At 62.3% G+C, this 15,112-nt stretch carries 11 protein-coding genes and 2 pseudogenes; 10 read left to right on the top strand and 3 right to left on the bottom strand.

Annotated elements, in window-relative coordinates; genetic code table 11:
• Window positions 1-369 precede the first annotated feature (369 nt).
• Complete coding sequence (locus tag I6F33_RS34565) at window positions 370-2,379, top strand: NEL-type E3 ubiquitin ligase domain-containing protein (protein WP_225145494.1); 2,010 nt, start codon at window positions 370-372, stop codon at window positions 2,377-2,379.
• A 70-nt stretch (window positions 2,380-2,449) separates the two neighbouring features.
• Here I6F33_RS34565 and I6F33_RS34560 read toward each other — a convergent pair whose 3' ends face one another.
• The 3 genes from I6F33_RS34560 to I6F33_RS34550 form a co-directional block, all read right to left on the bottom strand.
• The gene (locus I6F33_RS34560; RefSeq protein ID WP_225145493.1) at window positions 2,450-2,620 is read right to left on the bottom strand and encodes a hypothetical protein; all 171 of its coding nucleotides are present in this window, start codon (window positions 2,618-2,620) and stop codon (window positions 2,450-2,452) included.
• 417 nt (window positions 2,621-3,037) lie between these two features.
• On the bottom strand, window positions 3,038-4,075 hold the full coding sequence (locus I6F33_RS34555; protein WP_225145492.1) for a pectinesterase family protein: 1,038 nt from the start codon (window positions 4,073-4,075) through the stop codon (window positions 3,038-3,040).
• 219 nt (window positions 4,076-4,294) lie between these two features.
• Complete coding sequence (locus tag I6F33_RS34550) at window positions 4,295-5,593, bottom strand: glycoside hydrolase family 28 protein (RefSeq protein ID WP_225145491.1); 1,299 nt, start codon at window positions 5,591-5,593, stop codon at window positions 4,295-4,297.
• Between the two features lie 457 nt (window positions 5,594-6,050).
• On the opposite strand from I6F33_RS34550, the pseudogene I6F33_RS34545 reads away from it, so the two are divergent.
• From I6F33_RS34545 to I6F33_RS34505, 9 genes and pseudogenes are all read left to right on the top strand, one after another.
• Window positions 6,051-6,323: pseudogene (locus I6F33_RS34545) on the top strand (efflux RND transporter permease subunit); the annotation flags it as partial.
• Window positions 6,324-6,437: 114 nt separating this feature from the next.
• Window positions 6,438-6,803 (top strand): hypothetical protein, encoded by a 366-nt coding sequence (locus I6F33_RS34540; protein WP_225145498.1) that lies wholly within the window; start codon window positions 6,438-6,440, stop codon window positions 6,801-6,803.
• Window positions 6,804-6,858: 55 nt separating this feature from the next.
• On the top strand, window positions 6,859-8,133 hold the full coding sequence (ihpA, locus tag I6F33_RS34535) for a divalent metal ion exporter subunit IhpA (protein ID WP_225145490.1): 1,275 nt from the start codon (window positions 6,859-6,861) through the stop codon (window positions 8,131-8,133).
• Window positions 8,130-9,107 (top strand): divalent metal ion exporter adaptor subunit IhpB, encoded by a 978-nt coding sequence (gene ihpB, locus I6F33_RS34530; protein ID WP_225145489.1) that lies wholly within the window; start codon window positions 8,130-8,132, stop codon window positions 9,105-9,107. The genes ihpA and ihpB overlap by 4 nt, the downstream gene beginning before the upstream one ends.
• Window positions 9,100-12,312, top strand: coding sequence for a divalent metal ion exporter subunit IhpC (gene ihpC, locus I6F33_RS34525; RefSeq protein WP_225145488.1), 3,213 nt, complete (start codon window positions 9,100-9,102; stop codon window positions 12,310-12,312). Before ihpB ends, ihpC begins: the two co-directional genes overlap by 8 nt.
• Before the next feature lie 2 nt (window positions 12,313-12,314).
• A pseudogene (locus tag I6F33_RS34520) lies at window positions 12,315-12,703 on the top strand (cation transporter); the annotation flags it as partial.
• A gap of 310 nt (window positions 12,704-13,013) precedes the next feature.
• Window positions 13,014-13,238, top strand: coding sequence for a hypothetical protein (locus I6F33_RS34515; protein WP_225145487.1), 225 nt, complete (start codon window positions 13,014-13,016; stop codon window positions 13,236-13,238).
• 433 nt (window positions 13,239-13,671) lie between these two features.
• Entirely contained in the window at window positions 13,672-14,076 is a 405-nt protein-coding gene (locus I6F33_RS34510; RefSeq protein ID WP_225145486.1) for a hypothetical protein, read from the top strand.
• 217 nt (window positions 14,077-14,293) lie between these two features.
• Window positions 14,294-14,578, top strand: coding sequence for a hypothetical protein (locus I6F33_RS34505; protein WP_225145485.1), 285 nt, complete (start codon window positions 14,294-14,296; stop codon window positions 14,576-14,578).
• Window positions 14,579-15,112 lie beyond the last annotated feature (534 nt).

The raw sequence follows: 15,112 nt of genomic DNA, 5'->3' as shown, positions 1-15,112 counted from the left end.
GACACTACGAGATCAACCGCTTGCCGCTTGTAGTCATCCGTAAACGACCGACGTTGACGTCCTTCCATCCGACACCTCCTGGCTCTTCGAGCCTACTACAGGTGTCCATCAATTCGGAGGAGGTTCAGAGGCTCTATACTGAAGCCGCTGCCGCCTTGGTATCCGCAGAAACGTGTAGGCTGGAGATAACTACCGCCGTCGAGAATCGAGTCACTGTTCCAAAATCGTTGTGCCGACAGTCATACCGGCTTCGATGCCGTGCTTGCCACCTTACCGTGATAGTCTGTCAGCTTATCGAAAGCTAAGCGTCTTAGGTCCTAGAGCGTCACCATGGACTGAGTCTACTCAGGCTCATAAGGAGGAAGTGAGATGGATCCTTTTGAGGCAGGACAGATTCAGCGCGGCGGTGGCATCCCTTCTGCATCTACCGGACAAGAAGGCGGGGAAAACGGAGCGGCGGCGCAGTGGAACGCAGTCGCGACAGGCTACGCAGCAAACTCCGAGGACTCAGCCCATGTAGAGGACGATGACGAGGGGCTTGAGAATTGGGCTGCTGAACCGGAGGTTGGCCCGCTCGAGGATCGGGAAGAAGCAGTAAGGCGACTTAATACTCGGGGTGAGGCCACTAGACTCGATCTCGAATCGCTGTCTCTTACTAGCCTCCCGAGACTTCCAACCGGTATCGTCGTGCTCGATGTGCCCCTCAATCGGCTTACCACTCTGCCGGATAGGCTCCCTGCTTCGCTCCAGCGTCTTGACGTTAGGGGCAATCAGCTCACCAGCCTGCCCGCGCTTCCGACCGAGCTCGGGGGTCTCGACGCGAGCTCCAACCGGCTGATGAGCTTGCCTGAGGTCCTACCTGCTGCGCTGGAATTTCTCGACCTCAGCCACAATCAGTTGCTGGAGCTGCCCGAGGTCCTCCCTGCTTCGCTCCAGCGTCTTGACGTCAGGGGCAATCAGCTCACCAGCCTGCCCCCGCTTCCGACCGACCTCAGGGGTCTCGACGCGCGCTCCAACCGGCTGATGAGCGTGCCTGAGGTCCTACCTGCTGCGCTGGCGTTTCTCGATCTTAACCACAATCAGTTGCTGGATCTGCCCGGGGTCCTCCCTGCTTCGCTCCAGTTTCTCCACGCCAGCCACAACCGGTTGACGAATCTGCCGGAGGTCCTTCCTGCCACGCTCCAGTTTCTCGACGTCAGCGAAAACCAACTAACGCGTTTGCCGGAGGCCCTGCCTGCCTCACTGCAGTCTCTCGACGCCAGCCAAAACCAGTTGACGAGTCTGCCCGAGGACCTGCTGACGCAGTTGGGCGAAGGTAGCCGCATAGTTCTGACTGAAAATCCGCTGCCTGAGCAGGTGCTGGCGAACCTGAGTACAATCCTAAGCGCGGAGGGTTATGTCGGCCCGACTGTCCACCTTTCGCGCGACGACGAAAGTGAAGCGTCGGAAACAGACGATGGACAGGCCGATGCTCTCATTGAAGCGGTCGCAGACTGGCTCAAGGGCAATCCACTGAACGGCGATCGAGAGGTGCTGGCGGCTTGGCAGAGCTTTGCAGAAGAGCCGGGCGCCCGGGAATACGGCCTTTTCCTTGGCAAGCTGTTCAACTCAGTCAATTCTACCAATGAAGAATTCCGGCACTCGGTGGCCAATGATCTGCGACAGGCGGCGAAAAACCCGAAATTGCGGGCGCAGTACTTTCAACTGGCATGGGATGCCAACCAGAGCTGCGAGGACCGCAGAACATTAACCTGGAACGGAATGCAGACCGCGCGCCTCATCGCGGAAGTCGAGAACGGCCTCTATGACAACAAGGCACGGCTTGCCGATCTCGTCGAATTGGGGCGCGTCATGTTCCGCATGGACGCGCTCGAGGCGATCGCGCGCGATAAGGCTCACTCGCTCGCCTCGGTCGACAACGTAGAAGACATCGACGCCGTTGAAGTCTTTCTTGCCTATCAGAACAAACTGCGCGAGCGGCTGGGACTGCAACACGTCGCGCCGGACATGCGCTTCTTTGAGGTCTCCGGTGTCACCGACGCTGACGTTGACAGCGCAGAAACATCCGTACGGAACAGGGAGGCGGCGGAATTCGCCGACTATTTGGCGGTGGGCTGGCAACCTTGGGACGACGTGGTGCGTCGCATCGCACCGGAGGACCACGCCAGGACGCAGGACCAGCTCATTGCTGCAATGGGAAAGGAGTTCTACAGCCGACTGGAGCAACAGCTCGCCGACAAAGGCTTGAGTGGTGTTGAGGCCGACCTCGTCGAGGATGCCAAGCGAGAGTTGGGTGCCGCAGTTCGTAAAGAAATCGGCCGTGAGATCAAGGGCGCTCTAAGAGACAAGGTGCTCAATGATCTCGGCCTCACCCTGTAAAGCCAGCTTTGCTGCAGGAGGCTGTTAATTCCTGCTACAGTTTCCCTCTGGTGCGCCGGTTTGAGAGCCGTCACCTGATGCGCAGCAAGCGCAGCCGCAGCGCCGACTGCCCGACTCGTTCCAGCGGTGTTTCCCTAAAGCGACGATGGCCGATCTCGCGATGATGCGGATGCTCGTCGGCTGCTATCGAGGGCCGCATGAATACGGGCGAATTGTCGAAATGGAGAGTCGATACGCGCATTTGTACGGCTCCGGAGCCGGCATGGAAGAACGCCGGACTCCACCGTACTTACACCGCGCGTATCGGCTGATCGCGGCGACGGCTGCTGGCTGAGCTACGAGGGGCCTGACCATCACTGGCCGAACGAAGATGGCCGCGAAGCATCAGCCCACTTCGTTCTCCGGAGATCTGCGCAAGGCGCTGAGCAACAAAATCAGCCGTTCCAGAGCGATGACGACGGTGCTGACGTGATGGTCCGTAGAGCTTGTCGACACTGATCCGCCAAGATGGACAAGATGAGCTGCGAGCTGAAGCAGGCGCATGTGGGTGGACGGCGAACGGATGAGATCGTCGCGCCGGCCCCCTTCTGTCGGTTTGACTCCGGCGGCAGTTGGGTTGCTGTACAAGACTCTCCATCACAATCAGGCTCCCCTCCCGTCATTCATCCGAGGATCGCCGTCGAACCCCTTCACCGTGAACGCTGCTCTTTGTTTCATCCTGAGTCGTTGGCAGCCAATCTGTGACACCCCCGAAGAACACGCTCAGCGACCATCTCGCAGCTTCGCCCTCTGTCAGCTGATGGGAATGAGGCTCGCGGCCTGAGGGGTTAGCCCCGACGCCGGAGGATCTGTATTCAGCATAATAGCTTGTCCTCAACGTATTCGTCTTGCCGGGCGTCCATTCGCGCCACCCTTCCGCGATCACGGGGGCATCTATCTTCGCCGACAGGAAGACCACGGTGGCGTAGGGGCGCCAGGGGCGGCCAAGTGCGATAGAGCGCGCAGCAGGGTCGGCACTCAGCCTGCAATGATCAAACACATAGCCACTGTCCTCGTCCGGCGCTGCCTTACTCTGAGCGGTGTAGATGACGGCTTGATTGGCGATGCCGTGCAACTCACATTGCCGGAACCAGGCTTTGGCGTTGCCAAATATGAAATCGACATGCCCTTCGATGTAGCAGTTCGAGAAGTATTGTCGTGACATTCTGCCGTTTGGTCCCTTGCCGGCAAACAGCGTGTCCTGGGCGCCGAGCAGGCGGACGCCCCTAATGACGTCCCTATCCCCGGTAACGGACAGCGCTACCGCCTGGGAGGGTGGATTGGCCGGATCGAGGGCGTAGTCGTTCTGGATGGTCAGATTCTCGAGCTGGAAGTCATCGCCAGCGGCATCCAGCGTCGCCGAACGGGCCGTTCCTCCTACATTGATCGCGCCGTCGCCATACACAATGACCGTATCCTCCGGCTTGTTGCCAGTGCCTGCGAGATGAACACCGGATTTGGTGATTTTGACCTTCTCGCGATAGATGCCCGGCGCGATCCGGACATTTCCGCCTTCCGCCGGCAACGAGTCGATGGCTTGCTGCACGGAGTGATAGTCTGCATTTCCGGCATGCGACACCAACAGTGGATGAGCGTACGCCGCGGGGATGCAGAAGCATCCCCCCAGAAGTGCGGCGGAGGAAATGAAAATTCTCATGTGATCTTACACTTCCTTGTTCTCAGCGGGATAGCGCCGCGCATCGACACGAGATTTTCATCGCCAAATCAGACCCTGCACGTCACCTTGGCATTTCCTCCCTGCAAAACCGTCGGCCAATTGCAACCAACTCGGGCATGAGGCCGACCTTCGTCGGCACCAGTAATCTTGGCCCCAGAAGCGGAACTCACCACCTGAGTGCGGCGCCGGGTGTAGTGCTTACCGATTGCCGTCGCGGAATGCTCTGGAACATACCTCCGATCCGCGCAGCAGCGGTTGTGTAGTTCGTCCGGGCAGCGGGGGCCATACGTCGGACTGATTTGCGGTGACCTTCGCATGTTCAAGTTGCCAAGTCGCGGAATTGGCAAATCGGACATCTTCGAGTGTCACGTCCAGGGCATGCCGCTCGTCCACGCCGCGCATCAGCAGCACACCAGTGTCGCCATGCACATGACGGAGAACGATTTGCCGATAGACCGGAATCCTCGTGCCTTGAGCGCGCGGATTATATTTTGTATCGAAAGCCAGCGGCCACCGGTTGCCCCTCAGGCACACGTACTCATAAGTCACGTTCTCGACCAGGCCGCCTCGACCAACATCGCTCTTGATGCGCAGGCCCGACGTCGTACCATCCAGCGTCAGATTACGCACCAATATGTCTCTGGCCCCGGAATTCACCTCGCTGCCGATCGACATGCCATGTCCCCAGCCGAAATAATTATCAATGATCGAGATATGGCTGCTTGAGCCATTGTCGCCGGCCTTGATTGCGACGTTGTCGTCACCGGTACGGATCACGCTGTGGGTGATGGTCACATCCTGACTGGCGCCAAGATCGATGCCATCGGTGTTGCGGGCATCCGCCGGCGAATCGATCGTGAGGCCCCAAAACGTGGCACCTTCAACCCGGTTCATCGCGACATGAAAATTGGCAGCGTTGCGCAAGATGACACCAGAGAACGTGATGTCCTGCGCATGATCGACCTGGATCAAGCGTGGGGCGTTCTGATTGCCGCCCTGGGCTTGGGCGCGGCGGGCTAGCTGCCACCAGCTTTCCGCGCCGCCGCCGATCATTGCGCCGCCCTGACCATCGATGATGCCCTCTCCGTAGATGCCGCCGCCGCGCGTTTTAGAAAAGCTGATGAATGGCCGGCAACCGTCGCCCTTTTCTGCAATGCGACCACATTGTCCGAGGCCCTTGTCGTAAGCAGCAGGTTCGGGGATGGCGATCAGTGTCGCACCGCGTCCGACCCATAAGGTCACGCCCGATTTCATCTCGAGTGGACCTGAGTGAAACTCGCCGCGCCCGAGATAAACTGCAGCGCCATCGGGACAATGTTGAATGGCGTCCTGTAGGCTAACTGTATCGTTCTTGCCGGAAGGCACAGGGCGATCGCAGACTGTCTGAGGTGCAACAGGCTCGGCGATAGTCCGGCGGTCTTGCGCTTTTGCGGCGGGGCAAACAACCATGGAGGCGAGTATGGATAATAGGGCCCAGCTGCGAAAACGCTTTGTCATTGACCTGCTCGTGCTTTGTCACGCGCATCCTTGCCGCGTGCCTTGTCTGGTATTGAGCGCTGGCTCGATCGAGCCGCCGCGCGCGTCACTGGCCTGCGCAAGATGACATTTATGAGACGCAGCAGACGCCTGGACCTTGCGATCGCGCAGTAGCACCTTGCCTGTGCGCGAAAAAGACGAAGCGTTCTGCGATAGTCCGAAAATCCAACAGCTTCGTAACGTCAGCTCGCTCACACTGATTGAGCTCCCAACCGGTCCCCGATTTCGGCATTTTTGCATCTACAATGCGCGTGACTCCACGCCAGCCTCTCGTCCAGGGAGCAGTGGGTCAGTGAGTATGCGGGAAAGCTTTCGAGAAGCTGACGAAGCTACGGCCGGCAGGGATCGCATTCGCACCGGATACCCTCTTCCTGGCATCTCACTAATTTGAATGACTGCCGTTACCCTCCCTGTTCCGGACGCCATCATGGAAGGCGCCGTCGAGCGCGTCCGCCCGAAGATGATGACCGTGGTTGCGATCATGGCCGGCCTGTTGCCGATCATGTGGAGCAGCGGAACGGGATCGGAGATCATGCAGCGCATAGCCGTACCCATGATCGGCGGCATGATTTCGTCGACACTGCTGACGCTGATCGTGATCCCTGCGATCTTCGGGCTGGTGAAGGGATTTGGACTGCGCTCGAGTGGAGGAGTCGTCGCATCCGAGCAAATGCGGGAAGCCGCCGAATGAGCTCGTAACTCCACATGCTGCGACGTTGAGTTCCCCACACGTAACACTATTGCGAGTCGACACTGTTCCCGCTGCCGTGCTAGGCCAGCGGGACTGATAGCGAGAGTGAAATTCGTGGTCCCGAACCGCTGGCACTTCAGACTGAGCTTGACGCGCAACTGGCGCGGGCTCGTGGCTGTGGTCGTCGCGGTCCTGTATCTGCTCTCGGGCGCGCTCCATGGCGCCCATGACATCGATGTGACCAGCCCATCCGGCGGCTCGGAGATCGCCTCGATCCTCGACTACGGCGCGGCCCGCCATGGCGACCACAAGGCGCTCGCCGGTCATCACTGCCACGGCTGCTTCTCGGTCGCCGTCATACAGCCCATGCAATCGGACGCCGCGACCGACGTGATGGCCCCGCCGGTCGAGCAGCGACAGCCGGCGCTTGCCGGAATCGCGCCCGATACCGACTCCCCGCCTCCAAAACACCTGACCTGAACGGATCAGCCGGGCGCTGCGCGCGCCCATCGGTTCTTCTTCACGGGTCTTTTTCATGTTTCGCAGACGAACGGCTGCGCGCATCGCATGCGCGCTGGCTATTCTCATCAGCCCGCCTTTGGCACTGACGTCACACGCCCAGACGCTGACCATGCGCGCGTCGCTTTCGCGCGCGCTGGCCGCGAGCCCGCGCCTGACGGCGGCGGAGCGCGACGTCGGCATCGCCACCGGCCAGCGCATCCAGGCCAGCGCGCTGCTCAATCCGGAACTGTTGTATGAGCAGGACAATTCGTTCGGCTCCGGAATCTATCGCGGCACCAGATCGGCCGAGACCACGCTCCAGATCAGCCAGGCCTTCGAGCTGTTCGGCAAGCGCGACGCCAGGATCGCCGCCGGACAGGCCGGCATCGAGCTCGCCGCGATCCAGCGCAGGGCGGTCAGGCTGGAGGTGCTGTCGGAGACCGCGATCGCCTTCCTCAGCGTGCTCGGCGCGCAGCGGCGGATCCAGATCCTCGACGAGCAGATTACCGCCATCGACCAGTTGACGCCGCTGCTGCGCCGCCGCGTCGAGGCCGGCGCCTCCTCGCCGGCCGAGACCGGCCGCGCCGAGGTCGCCTCCGCGCTGGTGAAGGCCGACCGCGAGCGCCTCAAGGCGACGCTGGCGAGCGCCCGGCGCGAGCTTGCGGTGCTGATGGGCGATCCCTCGGCGAAATTCGGCGAGGTCTCCGGCCGGCTCGACACCACCGGACGTCCGCCGACGTTCCAGTCGGTGGTGACCGCCATCGACGCCAATCCGCAACTGGTGCGCTGGACTGCCGTCTATGCCCAGCGCAATGCCGAGCTGCTGATCGCGCGGCTCAAACCCTATCCGGACGCGCGGATCGCCGCCGGCTGGCGTCACTTCAACGAGAGCAATGACGACGCGGTGCGCCTCTCCGTCTCCGTGCCGATCCCTGTGTTCGACCAGAACCAGGGCAATATCCTCTCGGCGCAGGAGAGCCTCGCCAAGACCAAAGCCGAGCGCGAGGCCAACCGCAACACGCTGATCGTGATCGCCGGCCGTGCCTACGACTCGCTGCAGGGCTCGCTGCGCGAGCTCGCCGTGCTGCGCGAGACCGCGATCCCCAAGGCCGTCGAAGCCTCCGAGGCGATCTCGCAAGGCTACGGCCAGGGCCGCTTCACCCTGCTCGAAGTGCTCGATGCTCAAGCAAGCGTCACCCAGGCGCGGCTGCGCGAGCAGGAGGCCCTGCAGAATTTCCATGCCGGCGTTGCGACCATCGAAGGCCTCGTCGGCAATCCCTTTGCGCTGGCCCGGGAGAGCGCGCGATGAAGACATCCTCCACCATCCTCGTCGCCATCGTTGCGGCCGCGCTCGGTGCCTACGGGTATTCCGTGCTCGTGCCGGCCAAGGTTGCCTCGACGGAACACGCCGCGCATTCCGAACCGAAGAGGCCGAACGACCATGTCGAGCAGGACGAGCACGGCGCCGACCGCATCCGCATCTCCGACGTCAAGCTGGCGGCCGCCGGCGTGACCCTGGCGGAGGCCGCGAGCGCGACGCTGGCGGACACGCTCTCCTTTAACGGCATCCTGCGGGCCAACCAGGAGGTGGTCGTTCAGGTCACGCCGCGCTTTCCCGGCATTGCAAAATCGATCCAGAAGCGGATCGGCGACAAGGTCGCCAAGGACGATCTGCTGGCCGCGATCGAGAGCAACCAGAGCCTCACGGTCTACGAGCTGAAAGCGCCGATCGCCGGCACCATCATCGAACGGCAGATCTCGCTCGGCGAATACGCCTCCGAGCAGAAGCCGGCCTTCGTCGTCGCCGACCTCTCCACCATCTGGGTCGATCTGTCGATCTACCGGCAGGACCTGAAGCGCGTCCGTCTCAATGACGAGGTCCTGATCGACCCCGACGACGGCCGTGGCGAGATCAAGGGCACGATCTCCTACATGGCGCCGATCGGCTCGAGCGAGACCCAGACCGCGCTGGCGCGCGTGGTGTTGCCAAATCCGGACGGACGCTTGCGCCCCGGCCTGTTCGTCACCGCCCGGCTGATCCTCGCGGCGCGCAATGTTGCGGTCGCCGTGCGCCGCAGCGCGATTCAAACGCTGGAGAACAAGACCATCGTGTTCGTCCGCGAGGATGGCGACAAGATCGAGGCGCGCCCCGTCGAGCTTGGCGATTCCGACCCGAGATTCGTCGAGATCCGCGCCGGCCTTTCGACTGGCGAGCGCTACGTCGCCGAGAACAGCTTTGTGGTCAAGGCGGAGATGGGCAAGGGAGACGCCGATCATGATTGACGCCCTGCTCGCCTTCTCTGTTCGTCAGCGATGGCTCGTGGTCCTGCTTGCGCTCGCGGCCGGCGCCCTCGGGGCCTGGAATTTCACGCGCCTGCCGATCGACGCCGTGCCCGACGTCACCAACGTCCAGGTCCAGATCAACACGCGCGCGCCGGGCCTGTCGCCGCTCGAGGCCGAGCAGCGCATCACCTTCCCGCTCGAGACAACGATGGGCGGCTTGCCCAGGCTCGACTACACCCGCTCGATCTCGCGTTACGGGCTGAGCCAGGTCACCGTCGTGTTCCAAGACGGCACCGACATCTATTTTGCGCGTCAGCTCGTGAACGAGCGCATCCAGCAGGCGAAGGACCAGCTTCCTGCAGGCACCGAGGTCGCAATGGGGCCGATCTCGACCGGGCTCGGCGAGATCTACGTCTACTCGGTCGAGGCCAAGCTAGGTGCGAAGTCACCTGCGGGCGCCGAGTTCACGCCGACGGAGCTGCGCACCATCCAGGACTGGATCATCAAGCCGCAGCTGCGCACCATTCCCGGCGTGGTCGAGGTCAACTCGATCGGCGGCTATGAGCGACAGTTCCACGTGCTGCCGATCCCCGGCCGGCTGATGGCCTACAAGCTCGGCTTTCGCGACATCATGACGGCGCTGGCCGCCAACAACGCCAATGTCGGCGCCGGCTATATCGAGCGCAACGGCGAACAATATCTGGTCCGCGCGCCCGGCCAGGTCGTCAATGTCGAGGACATCAGGGACATCGTGATCGGCTCGCGCGGCGGCGTGCCGGTGCGCATCCGCGACGTCGCCGACGTCCAGGAAGGCCAGGACCTTCGTTCCGGCGCCGCGACCACGAACGGCAACGAAACCGTGCTCGGCACCGCCATGCTGCTGATCGGCGAGAACAGCCGTACCGTAGCCCAGCGCGTCAAGGCCAGGCTCGCGGAGATCGCAAAATCGCTCCCCGACGGCGTCATCGCGCGCGCGGTTTATGACCGCACGCATCTGGTGGAAGCCACCATCCAGACCGTCGAGAAGAACCTCATTGAGGGTGCGGCGCTGGTGATCGCGGTGCTGTTCCTGATCCTCGGCAATATCCGCGCCGCGCTGATCACCGCCTGCGTCATTCCGCTGTCGATGCTGTTCACGATCACGGGCATGGTCGAGAGCAAGGTCAGCGCCAATCTGATGAGCCTGGGCGCAATCGATTTCGGCATCATCGTGGATGGCGCCGTCATCATCGTCGAGAACTGCCTGCGGCTGCTCGCCGCCGAGCAGCACCGGCGCGGCCGGCTGCTGACGCTGGATGAACGCCTGCAGACCATCCGCACTGGTGCCAGCGAGGTGATCAAGCCGAGCCTGTTCGGCACGCTGATCATCGCCGTGGTCTATCTTCCGGTCCTCACCTTGATCGGGACCGAAGGCAAGATGTTCACGCCGATGGCGCTGACGGTGCTGATGGCGCTCGCCGGGGCGGCGCTGCTATCGGTCACTTTCGTGCCGGCTGCGGTGTCGATCTTCGTCACCGGCAAGGTCTCGGAGACGGAGAACGTCTTCATGCGGGCCGCCAAGCGGCTCTATCTGCCCCTGCTCGACCACGCCATCCGCTATCGCGGCAGCGTCGCGTTCGGTGCCGTGCTGATCGTCGCCGGCAGCATCTTCGCAGCAGCGGGCATGGGCGGCGAGTTCATCCCGAGTCTCGACGAAGGCGACATCACCATCGAGACCATCCGGATTCCCGGCACCAGCCTGACCCAGAGCGTCGACATGCAGCTGCGGCTCGAGAAGGCGGTCAGGCAGGTACCGGAGGTCGCGACCATCTTCTCCAAGATCGGCACCGCCGAGATCGCCAACGATCCGATGCCGCCGAACGTCGCCGACACCTATGTCATGCTGAAGCCGCGCGAGGAATGGCCCGATCCTGCCAAGCCGAAGAACGAAGTGATCGAGGAGATCGAACGCGCCGCCAACACCCTGCCCGGCACCGCCTACGGCATGACCCAGCCGATCCAGATGCGCTTCAACGAGCTCATCGCCGGCATTCGCAGCGATGTCGGCGTCAAGATCTTCGGCGACGATCTCGACGTGCTCGCGGGCATCGCCCAGCAGGTCAACGGCGTCGTGCGCGGCATCGAGGGCGCCGCCGACGTCAAGACCGAGCAGATCGCGGGCCTGCCGATCCTCACTGTCAAGCTCGACCGCCAGGCGCTGTCGCGCTATGGCCTCAGCCTCAGCGAGGTGCAGAACCTCGTCGAGATCGCGATCGGCGGCAAGCCGGTCGGCAAGCTGTTCGAGGGCGACAGGCGCTTCGACATCGTGGTGCGGCTGCCGGAAAGCCTGCGTGCCAACCCCGACACGATCAAGTCGCTGCCGATCCCGCTGCCTCCGGGCGAGGACATCGCGGCGGTGACGAAAACCGCCTGGCCGGGGACATCGGGGACGACGCCCCGTTACGTGCCGCTCTCGTCCGTCGCGGCGATCGAGATCGCGCCGGGGCCCAATCAGATCAGCCGCGAGAACGGCAAGCGCCGCGTCGTGGTGATGGCCAACGTTCGCGGGCGCGATTTGCGCTCCTTCGTCGCCGAGACGCAAGCCGCGGTCGCCGAGCAGGTCAAGCTGCCGCCAGGCTACTGGATCGGCTGGGGCGGCCAGTTCGAGCAGTTGGTGACCGCGACCAAGCGGCTCACCATCGCGGTGCCGGTGGCGCTGCTGCTGGTGTTCTTGCTGCTGTTCATGGGCATGGGATCGGCCGCGGATGCGGCGTTGGTGTTCTCCGGCCTGCCGCTGGCCTTGACCGGCGGCGTCGCGGCGCTGCTGCTGCGCGGCATTCCGTTGTCGATCAGCGCCGGGGTCGGCTTCATCGCGCTGTCGGGCGTCGCCGTGCTCAACGGCCTCGTCATCATCGCCTTCATCGAGCGGCTGCGTAGCGAGGGACGACCCATTGCCGAAGCCGTGCGCGAGGGCGCGCTGACGCGCCTTCGGCCGGTGCTGATGACGGCCCTCGTCGCCTCGCTCGGCTTCGTGCCGATGGCGCTCGCGACCGGCGCCGGCGGCGAGGTGCAGCGGCCGCTCGCAACCGTGGTGATCGGCGGCATCATCTCCTCGACCGTGCTGACGCTGCTGGTGCTGCCGGCGCTGTACGTGCTGTTCCGGCGTGACGGGGCGCACGAAACGCCTAGAATGGCGCCTGATTTGGCGGCGTCCGGGGAGCGCTAGATTTGGGCAGCCACGACCATCACTGCCATCATCATCACGACCATACTGGCCATTCGCATGATCACGGCCATGGTCACGACCACAGCCACGGCCATGGTCACGCGCATGTCCATGCGCCCGCCAATTTCGGCAAGGCCTTCGCGATCGGCATTACCTCAACACCGCGCTGGTCGTGGCCGAGGCGGTCTATGGCTATATCGGCAACTCCACCGCCCTGCTCGCGGACGCCGGCCATCATCTGTCCGACGTGCTCGGCCTCGTCGTGGCCTGGGGCGCATCGATTGCGGCCAAGCGCGCGCCGAGCGGCCGCTTCACCTACGGCCTGCGCGCCTCCACCATCCTGGCGGCGCTCGCCAATGCCGTGTTCCTGCTGGTCGCGACCGGCGCGATCACCGCATTGTGATCGCGTGCGGGACATAGTCAGCCAGTTCTCGTCATCATCCATGCGATGCCGATGAGGTATGGTCGGCTTTCGCGGTCAGTACCGCCAGGCACGTCTCGTGCCTAGCCCCACGGCCATAGCGGACCATCGTGGTCATTGAACGCGCCCGCTCGACGCGACGAGATCAACCGCTTGCCGCTTGTAGTCGTCCGTAGACGACCGACGTTGACGTCTTTCCATCCGACATCTCGTGGCTCCTCGAGCCTCCTACAGGTGTCCATCAATTCGGAGGAGGCTCAACCAACGAAAGACAAGCGTCATGGACGAAGTCGCGCTGCAAAGGACAGAGAAGCAAACAAACCACATCATCCTTGGTGGCAAAGTCCACCTGTACCGCCGCGGGAAGCGCGGCCGGCACCATTGCTCCGCAACGATCGAAGGAAAGCAGTACCGCTCCGCCACGGAGAAGGACGACCTCCGGCAGGCCGAGGAAGTCGCCGACCAGTGGTATCTCAAGTTGCGCGAGATGGTGAGGAAGCGGTGACCTGGAAAAGGTCACCGCTCGGAAGAAGGAGAAAACCTTCCTGGCGGCTGCTGAGAAGTTTCCGGAAGAGTTTCCTGTGCTAACGGAAGGTCAGCGCAACGCCATCTATGTCAAAGGCCACGAGCGTCGAGCGCGCAAGTACCTCATCCCTTCGAGTATCGCATAAGCCGCATCGAGCAGGCCAAAGAGCAGCGGGGAAAGCCACCTACCCGCGCGACAATGCATCAGGAGATCGTATGCCTTCGGCAGATCCTGAAAACGGCCCTACGCCATCAATGGCTCATGGCACTTCCTGATCTTTCAGAATCGCAAGAACGGAAAAATCTCCCATCGGGCCTGGTTCTCGCGAGATGAATATCGCCGGCTCTATCAGGCGACCGGGTGGAGGGCCCGGAAGCCCAAGAGCAGCAGGTGGAAGTGGTGGGGCGAGCAGTTGCACGACCTCATTCTCTTCACGAGCGATACCGGGCTGCGGCCGGACGAGGCCAGGCGCCTCCAGTACCGCGACGTAACGGTAGCCTTTGATGAAGGCACGCAGGAGACCATCCCTGAAATCGAAGTGCGCGGAAAGCGCGGCTATGGTCCTTGCAAGAGCACGCAGAACACGGTGCCAGTCTTTGAGCGCTTGAAAAAGCGCAACAAGCCGCAGCCAACCGATCTTATTTTCCCGAAGTACCATCACGAGATGTTCACCCGCATCCTGCAGGAAGAAGGTCTCAAGTTTGATCGGGAGGGACGGCCCCGCACGCTCTACAGCCTGCGGCACACCTACATCTGCTTCCGCCTGATGGAAGGTGCCGACATCTATATGCTGGCCAGACTGACGAACCAGCGTTGAGATGATCGAGAAGTGTCGATGCTGCTGGTCTCCGAAAGCCCAATGGCTTTTCGCGCCTTATTGGCCAGATAGATGCCCGTTGCACTACCACCGCCAGCGCGCTTTGCGGCGTAATTTGCTGGTCGCCCAAGAATAGCGGTTCGCGATGGCCACGACGACCGTGGTTCACCGCTAAGGCCTTGCCCGTATCGATGCCGACCCGCACTTTGGCGGCGGGATGGTCGGCGTCTTCACCAGTTTGCGCCAAAACGTCGATGATCAGTTGCGCCGTCGCCACGGCCCGGTGCACGCGCTTGGCCTCGAGCGTCAGCGACTGGTGCTCAATCGCCTCTTCGACGGATTCGAAGGAAAACTTACGTCGTCGAAATGGGCAAAACTCACGAAAGTCTCCCAGGCTACCGCCGCGAGGGACATCGACGAACTCGTCGGTCACGGCATCCTCAAAAAGGACGCTGCCGGTGGCCGGAGTACGAGCTACTCGCTTATAGATTTAAAGACCTGATAGTTGACCATGAAAGACGATCAAGAGGATGCATTTGAGAAGACTCCCTCAACGCAACTCAGCCAAATATCGACTTCCTTAAATTCGCGGAGACGAAGAATGCCGCGCTGCTTACGTTTTTCTCCAGTGCGCTGATAACGTTGTGCATCAGCACATCGGGCCGATCCGTGACCAGTCGCGCGCACTGGCTTGCCGAGATCCCGAACTGGTCGAAGTAATCGTAAAGGAGTTCGCGGACCCCTCGCTCGATCCGGAGGCGTTCGGCGTCCGAGGCCTCCGCATCTTTCTAGAAATCCACACGGGCCCCACCGCCTCGCTCAAGGGAGCAGTTATGGATTCGTTAGAAACGCTGGCGGACCGGTTGGGCGTACGAATTCGGCTGACCGGCAAGGGCAGACCTGAGGCAGCAACAATCTGAAGTGACTGCAAATCGAAGATGCTACCAGGAGGGGCGGCAGACCTCCCCTCGTCGGCCACAAAGCAGCACGTTCTATCCTTGAAAGGCTCGCCATATGGCCTCTTGTCCTTAGTCCT

The organism is Bradyrhizobium sp. BRP20 (assembly GCF_020194215.1).
GTDB classification, from domain to species: domain Bacteria; phylum Pseudomonadota; class Alphaproteobacteria; order Rhizobiales; family Xanthobacteraceae; genus Bradyrhizobium; species Bradyrhizobium yuanmingense.
Note: the sequence above shows the minus strand (reverse complement) of the source record. Positions and strands in the feature narration are given on the sequence as shown.

Bases quoted from the DNA above. Each gene is read 5' to 3' on its own strand.
- I6F33_RS34505 (WP_225145485.1), top strand. From the start codon at position 14,294: ATGGTCGGCGTCTTCACCAGTTTGCGCCAAAACGTCGATGATCAGTTG.
- ihpA (WP_225145490.1), top strand. From the start codon at position 6,859: ATGTTTCGCAGACGAACGGCTGCGCGCATCGCATGCGCGCTGGCTATT.
- ihpB (WP_225145489.1), top strand. From the start codon at position 8,130: ATGAAGACATCCTCCACCATCCTCGTCGCCATCGTTGCGGCCGCGCTC.
- I6F33_RS34565 (WP_225145494.1), top strand. From the start codon at position 370: ATGGATCCTTTTGAGGCAGGACAGATTCAGCGCGGCGGTGGCATCCCT.
- I6F33_RS34555 (WP_225145492.1), bottom strand. From the start codon at position 4,075: ATGAGAATTTTCATTTCCTCCGCCGCACTTCTGGGGGGATGCTTCTGC.
- I6F33_RS34560 (WP_225145493.1), bottom strand. From the start codon at position 2,620: ATGCGCGTATCGACTCTCCATTTCGACAATTCGCCCGTATTCATGCGG.
- ihpC (WP_225145488.1), top strand. From the start codon at position 9,100: ATGATTGACGCCCTGCTCGCCTTCTCTGTTCGTCAGCGATGGCTCGTG.
- I6F33_RS34550 (WP_225145491.1), bottom strand. From the start codon at position 5,593: ATGACAAAGCGTTTTCGCAGCTGGGCCCTATTATCCATACTCGCCTCC.
- I6F33_RS34515 (WP_225145487.1), top strand. From the start codon at position 13,014: ATGGACGAAGTCGCGCTGCAAAGGACAGAGAAGCAAACAAACCACATC.